This window comes from Mesorhizobium sp. M4A.F.Ca.ET.090.04.2.1 (genome assembly GCF_003999085.1).
GTDB lineage: Bacteria > Pseudomonadota > Alphaproteobacteria > Rhizobiales > Rhizobiaceae > Mesorhizobium.
On sequence record NZ_RZOT01000254.1, the window covers coordinates 1 to 8303 of the forward strand.

The following is an 8303-nucleotide window of genomic DNA, read 5'->3' on the forward strand; positions in this document are numbered from 1 at the left end:
GCAAAATATCGAGGTCCTGGCAGCTGCGATCATAGACCCTCTGCAGGAGGGCCATATCCTCCGGGTAAGCAACGCCGCTGGTTTTGAACATCGCTCCTCCCGCATGCTGGGGCGGAAGCGCGCTTTTCGCTTACTGTCGGCGATGCCCTTGTCAATTACCGCCGATGATAGAGCATAGGTCGGCTGAGGGCCGCAGCACTACAACAAATGATAGAGCAGACCGGACATCGGCCCTCTGCGCAGTCCGGTCAGACTTCAGTCCAACTTCCGGATTCCCTTGGCCCCGAGTTGCCCCGCTGACCTTGCGCCGGCGATGCCCGTTCTCGAAGGGTTGGCGATCCGGCTGGCAGAGGTCTGTGCAGCCGCGATGGCCGAGCGCAATGCCTCCATGGAACCAGTTCCGTCTCCCTCAGTTCCATTAGGACATCCCTGCGGGTTGGCGGCCAATGGCCTGGCTGTCCAGGATCTGCAGGACAGACTTGCCGGAGGAACCGATGTCGCTGCATAGCCTTCATCCCGAACATGTCGATGAAACCCGCATGAATGCCTATTCGACCTTCGCCCCTGCCCTCCTCAATTCGCTGGCGCAGCGGCTGGCCCGTTGCCAGGGAGCGAAGGAACTGGCGGAAGTGGAGAAGTCGCTCATCCGCCTTGTCGAGGACGCCGCCGTCGCCGCGCCGCAGGCCGAGGCGATGAAGGAGTTCGCGATCGAACTGGTGGTTTCGACGATGAAGAATGTCCGCGACCACCCCGACTCCAAAAGCGATCTTGAGGAGATCGGCGGCCGCCGCACGCAGGGCCGTTCCGAAAATCCGGACACGCTCGACGAGCAGTTGGATGCCGGCTTGGAAGACAGTTTTCCAGCCAGCGATCCGCCGGCCGTGGTCTCAACCGCCATTTCCGGCGGCGCCAAGGAGATCGTCGGCACCGACGAGGTGCTGCGGCGCAAGAAGGAGGCTGCCGCCCGGAAGACGGAGAACAACGAATAGCCTCTCCGGAATTGGGTCAAGACGAAGCGATACGGCGGTTCAGCGTTGCTTGCCGGCTCGGTCGACCTGCCGGGCCTCGTTGCAATAAGCCGGCGCGGGCAAAGTTCCGGGAACCTGACGCTTCGCGAAGGGTTCTCCTCCTAACAGGAAGGAGCACGCAATGAACAAGGACACTCGCGACACTGGCGCCGTTCCGCGGCGGCCCGGCGCGGGCCATGCTCCCGAGGCGACGGCCGGGTTACCCACCAAAGGCGGCGACGACCCACTGGTGCGGTTCCTGGCGGAGAACACCGACCTCTCTCCGAAACAGGCTCGGGAACTCATCCGCGAGCACGGCCACGACCGTGAGCAGCTTCTGAAAATCGCGCGCACGATGAAGGCCGAGGGCTGAGATCGGGCGAGATCAAGCAATGCAAGGAAACACGAAAATGAGCATGCTGTACCGCGCGGCCAGGATCGCGGAAGAGGCGCATCGGTCTCAAACCGACAAGACCGGCCGCCCCTATATCGAGCATTGCCGGCGCGTCGCCGATCAGGTCGAGACGCTCGATCAGAAGATAGTTGCCTATCTGCATGACGTCGTCGAAAAGGGCGAAGGCTGGACCTTCGGCAGGCTGCGGACGGCGGGCTTCGGCCCACCTGTCGTCGCCGCCGTCGATGCCCTGACGCGAAGGCTTGACGAAACAGAGCACGGGTTTCTGTGCCGCGCCGCCTCGAACCGGCTTGCCCTGCCGGTCAAGCGCGCCGACTTGAACGACAATCTCTGGCAAGCGCGCGAAGCCGGTGTCTCGACCGCGAAATATGAAAGCGGCCTGCGCGCGCTCAACCGGCTTCGAACAGGTGAGTCGCCGAGCAGACGTGGCGGGACAAGGGCGACCGCCGCGAGGCACAGCGCCAGCCGTTCCCTTTGACCAACTGCGAATGGAGAAGAAAAATGCCACGCGGAGACAAGTCGAAATACACCGACAAGCAGGAGCGCAAGGCGGATCATATCGCCGAAGGATACGAGCACCGCGGCGTGTCCGAGAAGGAGGCCGAGCGCCGCGCCTGGGCGACCGTCAACAAGGACGATGGCGGCGGCAAGAAGGAAGGCGGCTCGGGGCACGGCAAGCACACCGGCAACCCGGCCGCGCACAAGGGCGGCAGGATGGGCGGCAAGGCCTCGGCCTCACGGTCCGCGGCCAGCCGGTCGGCATCGGCGAAGAAGGCGGCGGCGACCCGCAAGAGCCACACGCATCATTGAGTGACGCGGGCCTCTTCCTTCTCCCCTTGTGGGAGAAGGGGGGAGGCACTAAAGCGGCATCTCCGAGGTCTGCTTGATGGTCTGGCTGGGAACCTCGGTCTTGACGTTCTGCACGCCCTTGATGCGGCTCAGATGCTCCGACTGGAAGCGGCGGTATTCGTCGATGCCGGCGGCCACCACGCGCACCATGGCGTCGCAGTCGCCGAGCATCAGATAGCACTCCATCACCTCTGGCAGCTTGGCCGCCTCGGCGGCGAAATGCTCGATCGTGTCCTCGTCCTGCTGCTTCAGCCAGATGCGGGTGAAGAAGGTGTGGCCGCGGCCGACCTTGGCCGGGTTGAGCACGGCAACGTAGCGGTCGATGACGCCGGCCTCTTCCAGAAGCTTGACCCTTCTCAGGCATGGCGACGGCGACAGGCCGATTTCCCGCGCCAGATCGTTGTTGGCCATGCGCCCGTCGCGCTGCAGGGCGCGCAGGATGCGCTTGTCGATCTCATCCAGCTTCATGGCTCAAGATTCCATCTTTCTTTCTGATTTCGATTTCCAATGCCAATTTCTCTCAGAAATGGCGAATCTTCGCAACCAAATTGCTTGGCATTTCGCCTATGCTTACCGGCAGATAAGTCATCGACAGCGAATGGTTCGGACGCAGGCGGCCGCAAGGCGCGCCCGACCTCGTTCGCCCAAAGGAGACCCATGAGCATCTCGCAAGCAAGCCTGACCCTGGACGAGGCGCCCTACCGTCGGCCGTCCGAATTCCGGCGTGGCGTGGCCGCGTCGACGCCGGTGCTGCTCGGCATCATTCCCTATGCGTTGGTGCTCGGCGCACAGGCTGCGCAGAAGGGCCTCAGCGTCGTCGAGGTTCCGCTGATGACCGGCATGAACTTCGCCGGCGGCTCCGAGTTCGCGGCGATCCAGCTCTGGACCTCGCCGCCGCACATCCTGTTGATCGCTGCCATCACCCTGCTGGTCAACAGCCGCCATTTCCTGATGGGGGCCGCGCTTGCACCGTTCCTCGGTCACTTGCCGCGGCGCAAGGTGTTTCCGGCGCTGTTCGTGATGTGCGACGAGAGCTGGGCGCTGGGGCTGGCGGATGCGAGGCAACGCGCCGCGGCCGGCCTGAACCCGGCCTTCAGCCTGCCCTATTATGCCGGCGCCGCCCTGCCCTTCTACCTCGCCTGGGTGGTGTTCACCACCGCCGGCGCGGCACTCGGCCCAGTGCTCGGCAATGTCGAGGATTACGGCTTCGCCATGGCCTTCCCGGCCGTTTTCCTGGTGCTGATGCGCGGCATGTGGACGGGTTTTGCCGCGGCGCGGCCGTGGCTGGTCAGCCTGGTGGTGGCCGCCTTGACCTACCTCATCGTTCCCGGCGCCTGGTATGTGGCGGCCGGCGCGCTCTCCGGGCTGGTCTCGGCCTGGCTGTTTTCGGGAGACGAAGCATGATCGATCCGGCAAACGTGTTGGCCATCGTGCTGATGGCCAGCGTCACTTATCTGACCAGGATCGGCGGCTATGTCGTGCTGCGCAACCGAACGCTTAGCCGCCGCGCCACGGCGGTGATGGAAGCCGCGCCCGGCTGCGTGCTTATCTCGGTCATCGCGCCGGACTTCGTCTCCAAAAATCCGGCCGACCTGGCGGCGCTCGCCATCACCGTGCTCGCGGCGACGAGGCTGTCGATGCTGCCGACCGTGGTGATCGGCGTGGCTTCGGCCGGAGTGCTGCGGCATTGGATAGGGTAGGATGGGTGCCGGCGTCGGAGCTGCCGATCTCCCCCGCGCGGGGGAGATCGCGGTGTCAGCGCGGCGGCTCAGTCGTCACCGCCTTCGCCTTCGCCACCGCCATCGCCACCTTCGCCGCCGCCCTCGCCGCCACCGTCACCGCCGCCACTGTCTCCGCCATCATGGTCGCCGCTGCTCGCGCTCTCGTGATCGCCGCTCTCGTGATCACCCTCGCCCCTGCCCTGGTCGCCGTCATGCTCGCCACTGTCGACCCCGTCGCCCTCATGATCACCTTCGTCATTTTCGGCCACATCATGGTCGCGCTCATCGCCGGCGGTGGCGCCCTGGTCGTCATTGTCGGGCAGCGTCGCTGCCACCTCGCCGCCATGGTCCGAGAACTCGCCCGCAAGGCACTGCTGCGTTGCAAGACTGCCGAACAGGCCGACCGAAGCCGCCAGCAGCAGAGGAACAGCCTTCATCGTCGTCTCCCATCCGGCAAGCGGGCCGCCATTGTCGATGGCGGATCATTGTCCGGCCCGATTACGGCGCGCTTAAATGAGTATAAGCAATTTTAGCAGCTGCTTATTTTCGTAACGACCCGACGGGAGCCGGCCCGGGCCTGCCGCTTGCGGCGGTCAGCGGCCGTAAAGCCCGATCTCGTCCGGCTGGATCGGGCCGGCGGCTTTCGACTTGACGTCGTCGCCCAGCTGCTGCTTCAGGGCCGCGTCCAGCCTGTCGCTGTCACTGCCGATCGGATCGATGATCGCATTGACGAACGTATCGAGCGAAACGCCGAGTTGGTCCAACCCCAGCTTCTTCTCGATCGCGATGATCTCGGAAGCAGATCTCTGTTTCAACGCCTCGACCGCGTTCTTGACGGCCGTGCCGTAGGACAACAGCGAAGCGTAGTCGCCCTGGTCGACGCCGAACTCCTTGCCGACGCGCTCCATCAGCCGGACCTTGATGGCCGTGATGTTGAGGCTGTTCACGCTGAACATGGTCCCGGAGATCTTGGCCTGCGCCTGTTTCAGGGGCGAGCCCGAGCCAGCGGGGCTGGAGACGCCATTGGCACTCTCGGCGAGGCTGTCCTCCGCCGCAGGTTGCGGGCGTTGCTGCTGCAGGATCAGCAGGGCGGCGTTGTTCAGTGCGGAGAGTGAAGACATTGCCGGTCTCGCGGGCCGGCCCGCTCGTCATGGAGGGCCGCGCCGGACATTCGAGCCAAGACATCATGCCTTGAGCGCAACAAGTCGGTTCGGCAAAGCGATAACCTGATGTCGATTAAGAATTTCCTAGGCCGATCGGCTCAACCAACGCGCCTGGCCGGCAAGTCAACCTCGCCGACCGCCCTGGCGACGATCGCCTCCAGTGGCTCGGGCCGGTGCAGCAGATAGCCCTGGCCGTAGGCGACGCCCATGTCACTCAGGATATCCAGCGCCACCCGCTGCTCGATCTTTTCGGCCACCACGCCGCAGCCGAGGCTCCTGGCGATGCCGGATATCGCCGAGACGATCTCGCGGTCGAAGCGGCTCTCGGCGATGTGCTCGACGAAGGAGCCGTCTATCTTGATGGCGTCGACGGGAAAGCGCCGCAGATATTCGAACGAGCTCATGCCGGCGCCGAAATCGTCGAGGCTGACACGACAGCGCCGTTCCCGCGCCTTGCGCACGAACGCCTCGGCGGCATCGAAATTGGTGACGGCCGCGGTCTCGGTGATCTCGAAGCCGATGCCGGCGGGCGGCGCGCCGGTCTCGGCGATGACGGTGTCGACGAACTCCCACAGCTGCGGGTCGCTCAGCGTCTGCGCCGACAGGTTGAAGTCGAGCGAGATGGCGCCCGAGCGCATCGCCGCCCCGTGCAGTTCCAGCGCCGCCCTGACGATCCAGCGGTCGAGCCTGGCGGCGATGCCGAAGCGCTCCGCCACGGAGATGAACTCGCCGGGCGGGATCATCTTGCCGTTGCGGGCAGAAAGCCGCGCCAGCACCTCGACCTGGCGGCTGTCGCGCCAAGGCCGGCCGAGCCGGTGGATCTGCTGGCCGAACAGTTTCAGCCTGCCGTCCTCCATGGCATCGACCAGGTCGGCGGCGAGCCGCGCGGCATTGAGGCCGCCGGAACCGGAGGCCGTCTCCACCGAGAACACCGCAAAACGGTTGCGCCCGGCGGCCTTGGCCGCGTAGCAGGCATCGTCGGCGCAGGCCAGCGCATCGGCGACCCTGGTGTCACTGTCGCTGACAAAGGCGATGCCGATGCTGGCCGCGAGCTTTCGCGTCGTCGCCGCCAGCTCGGCATTGCGCACGGCGGCAAGGACGGCGTCGGCAAGGCGCTCGGCCTCGGCCTGACCGCAGTTCGGCACCAGCAGCGCGAATTCGTCGCCGCCAAGCCGCGCCGCGTGCGCCGAGGACGGCAGGCTGGCGAGGATGCCGGCGGCGATGCTTTTCAGCGCGAGGTCGCCGGCGGCATGGCCGGCGAAGTCGTTCAGCGCCTTGAAGTAGTCGAGGTCGACATAGAAGACGGCGAGCGGCAGCCGGCGCTGCGTGGCGATGTGGTCAGCCAGCAGCCGGTCGAAGGCGGCGCGGTTGAGCAGGCCGGTCAGGGCGTCGTGGTTGGCGGCGTAGGTGAGTTCCTGCGAGCGCTTCTTGTCCTCGGTGATGTCGCGCACGGTGCCGAGGATCTGGCCGGCGCCACCGGCGCAGGCAATGAAGCGGACCAGCGATTCCAGATGGCGGATCTCGCCGTCGCGCCTGATGATGCGATATTGCGAGGCGGTTACGGCGTCGGAGCCGGGCGGCGGCAGGTGCGCCCGCTCGGTGGCTTCCTTGTCGTCGGGATGCAGATAGGTGTGCCAGAGGCCGGCCGAAACCTCGTCGGTATCGCTGACCAGGCCGAAGATCTCCCGGCTGCGGGCATCCCAGAAGCTCTTGTTGGTGGCGATGTCATAGTGCCAGATACCGGTGCCGCTGGCGGCGAGCGCCAGGCGGAAGCGCACATTGACCTCATCGAGTGCCGCCTCGGCCTGTTTTCGCCGGGTGATGTCGGTCTGCACGCCCATCAGCCGCAGCGCCCGGCCCTCGGCGTCGCGCTCGACGATGCCGCCGCGGTCGAGCACCCAGACCCAGTGGCCATCCTTGTGCCTGAGGCGCAGCTCCGTCTCGATGGACTCCGTCAGGCCGGCGATGTGGCGCTCGCCGCTGGCCAGTGCCCGCTCGCGGTCGTCGGGATGGGTGAGCGTCAGCCAGAGATCCGCCGTGGCGGCAAGCTCGCCCTCGGCGTAGCCGAGCATCTTCAACCAGGTCGGCGAGTAGTAGCAATCGCCGCTCGCGACGTTCCAGTCCCAGACGCCGAGATGAGCACGTTCCAGCGCCAGCGCCCAGAACTCCCCCTTGCGTGTCTTGTCGTCCGCCATGCCCGGTTTTTGTCCGCCCTGTTGGAGACAGTGTGCACAAAACCAGACAAGAAACCGTTACCGGCGGGTCAGGTGGGGCGCCGCCAGCGATAGGCTTCGTCGACGATGCGAAGCGTGCCGGGCAGGGCCGCAAGCGCCGACAGCAGCGCGCTGTTGTCGAAACCGTAGACGCTGGGCTGCACCAGCACGGCGCGATCGATGCCAAAGGCGTCCATGACCCGGCGGTAGTCCTGGACCGTGACCATGGCCGGCGTGTAGCCGCGCGCCGGGTCGAGCGGACAGGCCGAGGCGAAGACATGGTCATGCGCGTCGCAGCTGCCCTCGGGCAGGCGCAACGCCGTGCGTCGCGCCGGCGCCAGCGGCGGCAGGCACCGCCGGGGCTCCGTTTCCGCCGGGAGGTGCGCCGCGCTCATTGCGCCTCCTCCTTGTCGGCGGCCCCGGAAGCGGTCAGGAAATCGAAGTCGCAGCCCTGGTCGGCCTGCAGCACATGGTCGTAGTAGAGCCGGGCATAGCCTCGCGCCGGCTGCTCCACCGCCGGGCGGGCAATCGCCGCCCGGCGCGCCAGCTCGGCCTCGTCGACCAGCATGTCGATGCGGCGCGCCGGCACATCGAGGCGGATCATGTCGCCGCTCCTCACCAGAGCGAGCGGACCGCCCGCGGCGGCTTCCGGCGAGACATGCAGCACCACCGTGCCGAAGGCGGTGCCGCTCATCCTGGCATCCGACAGGCGCACCATGTCCTTGACGCCGAGCGCGGCCAGCTTCTTCGGGATCGGGATATAGCCGGCCTCGGGCATGCCGGGCGCGCCGCGCGGCCCGGCATTGCGCAGCACCAGCACGTCCTCGGCGCTGACGTCGAGCGCCGGATCGTCGATGCGCATGGCAAGGTCGGCGACGGATTCGAAGACGACGGCGCGCCCGATGTGCCGCATCAGCGCCGGCGAGGCTGCGGAA

General features: G+C 66.4%; 12 protein-coding genes. 6 read left to right on the forward strand and 6 right to left on the reverse strand.

Annotated elements, in window-relative coordinates; translation table 11 throughout:
• Positions 1–494: 494 nt before the first annotated feature.
• The 4 genes from EN781_RS18485 to EN781_RS18500 all read left to right on the forward strand — a co-directional run bounded on the left by EN781_RS18485 (position 495) and on the right by EN781_RS18500 (position 2232).
• Complete coding sequence (locus EN781_RS18485; protein WP_126055235.1) at positions 495–989, forward strand: hypothetical protein; 495 nt, start codon at positions 495–497, stop codon at positions 987–989.
• Positions 990–1149: 160 nt separating this feature from the next.
• Positions 1150–1380 (forward strand): hypothetical protein, encoded by a 231-nt coding sequence (locus EN781_RS18490; protein ID WP_126055236.1) that lies wholly within the window; start codon positions 1150–1152, stop codon positions 1378–1380.
• 37 nt (positions 1381–1417) lie between these two features.
• On the forward strand, positions 1418–1900 hold the full coding sequence (locus EN781_RS18495; RefSeq protein ID WP_126055237.1) for an HD domain-containing protein: 483 nt from the start codon (positions 1418–1420) through the stop codon (positions 1898–1900).
• 23 nt (positions 1901–1923) lie between these two features.
• The gene (locus EN781_RS18500) at positions 1924–2232 is read left to right on the forward strand and encodes a plasmid stabilization protein (RefSeq protein WP_126055238.1); all 309 of its coding nucleotides are present in this window, start codon (positions 1924–1926) and stop codon (positions 2230–2232) included.
• A gap of 48 nt (positions 2233–2280) precedes the next feature.
• On the opposite strand, the gene EN781_RS18505 is transcribed toward EN781_RS18500, so the two are convergent.
• Positions 2281–2739, reverse strand: coding sequence for an Lrp/AsnC family transcriptional regulator (locus EN781_RS18505; RefSeq protein ID WP_126055239.1), 459 nt, complete (start codon positions 2737–2739; stop codon positions 2281–2283).
• Positions 2740–2928: 189 nt separating this feature from the next.
• On the opposite strand from EN781_RS18505, the gene EN781_RS18510 reads away from it, so the two are divergent.
• The gene (locus tag EN781_RS18510; protein WP_126055240.1) at positions 2929–3675 is read left to right on the forward strand and encodes an AzlC family ABC transporter permease; all 747 of its coding nucleotides are present in this window, start codon (positions 2929–2931) and stop codon (positions 3673–3675) included.
• On the forward strand, positions 3672–3971 hold the full coding sequence (locus EN781_RS18515; protein WP_126055241.1) for an AzlD family protein: 300 nt from the start codon (positions 3672–3674) through the stop codon (positions 3969–3971). Before EN781_RS18510 ends, EN781_RS18515 begins: the two co-directional genes overlap by 4 nt.
• 68 nt (positions 3972–4039) lie before the next feature.
• Here EN781_RS18515 and EN781_RS18520 read toward each other — a convergent pair whose 3' ends face one another.
• The 5 genes from EN781_RS18520 to EN781_RS18540 form a co-directional block, all read right to left on the reverse strand.
• Positions 4040–4429, reverse strand: coding sequence for a hypothetical protein (locus EN781_RS18520; protein WP_126055242.1), 390 nt, complete (start codon positions 4427–4429; stop codon positions 4040–4042).
• A 156-nt stretch (positions 4430–4585) separates the two neighbouring features.
• Entirely contained in the window at positions 4586–5113 is a 528-nt protein-coding gene (locus tag EN781_RS18525; protein WP_126055243.1) for a hypothetical protein, read from the reverse strand.
• A 140-nt stretch (positions 5114–5253) separates the two neighbouring features.
• Positions 5254–7350 (reverse strand): EAL domain-containing protein, encoded by a 2097-nt coding sequence (locus EN781_RS18530; protein WP_126055244.1) that lies wholly within the window; start codon positions 7348–7350, stop codon positions 5254–5256.
• Positions 7351–7418: 68 nt separating this feature from the next.
• Complete coding sequence (locus tag EN781_RS18535; RefSeq protein ID WP_126055245.1) at positions 7419–7763, reverse strand: amidohydrolase family protein; 345 nt, start codon at positions 7761–7763, stop codon at positions 7419–7421.
• Positions 7760–8303 (reverse strand): dihydroxy-acid dehydratase (locus EN781_RS18540; protein WP_189347669.1); only part of this gene is annotated, 544 nt, incomplete at its 5' end. The genes EN781_RS18540 and EN781_RS18535, both read right to left, overlap by 4 nt.

Bases quoted from the DNA above. Each gene is read 5' to 3' on its own strand.
- EN781_RS18485 (WP_126055235.1), top strand. From the start codon at position 495: ATGTCGCTGCATAGCCTTCATCCCGAACATGTCGATGAAACCCGCATG.
- EN781_RS18490 (WP_126055236.1), top strand. From the start codon at position 1,150: ATGAACAAGGACACTCGCGACACTGGCGCCGTTCCGCGGCGGCCCGGC.
- EN781_RS18495 (WP_126055237.1), top strand. From the start codon at position 1,418: ATGAGCATGCTGTACCGCGCGGCCAGGATCGCGGAAGAGGCGCATCGG.
- EN781_RS18500 (WP_126055238.1), top strand. From the start codon at position 1,924: ATGCCACGCGGAGACAAGTCGAAATACACCGACAAGCAGGAGCGCAAG.
- EN781_RS18505 (WP_126055239.1), bottom strand. From the start codon at position 2,739: ATGAAGCTGGATGAGATCGACAAGCGCATCCTGCGCGCCCTGCAGCGC.
- EN781_RS18510 (WP_126055240.1), top strand. From the start codon at position 2,929: ATGAGCATCTCGCAAGCAAGCCTGACCCTGGACGAGGCGCCCTACCGT.
- EN781_RS18515 (WP_126055241.1), top strand. From the start codon at position 3,672: ATGATCGATCCGGCAAACGTGTTGGCCATCGTGCTGATGGCCAGCGTC.
- EN781_RS18520 (WP_126055242.1), bottom strand. From the start codon at position 4,429: ATGAAGGCTGTTCCTCTGCTGCTGGCGGCTTCGGTCGGCCTGTTCGGC.
- EN781_RS18525 (WP_126055243.1), bottom strand. From the start codon at position 5,113: ATGTCTTCACTCTCCGCACTGAACAACGCCGCCCTGCTGATCCTGCAG.
- EN781_RS18530 (WP_126055244.1), bottom strand. From the start codon at position 7,350: ATGGCGGACGACAAGACACGCAAGGGGGAGTTCTGGGCGCTGGCGCTG.
- EN781_RS18535 (WP_126055245.1), bottom strand. From the start codon at position 7,763: ATGAGCGCGGCGCACCTCCCGGCGGAAACGGAGCCCCGGCGGTGCCTG.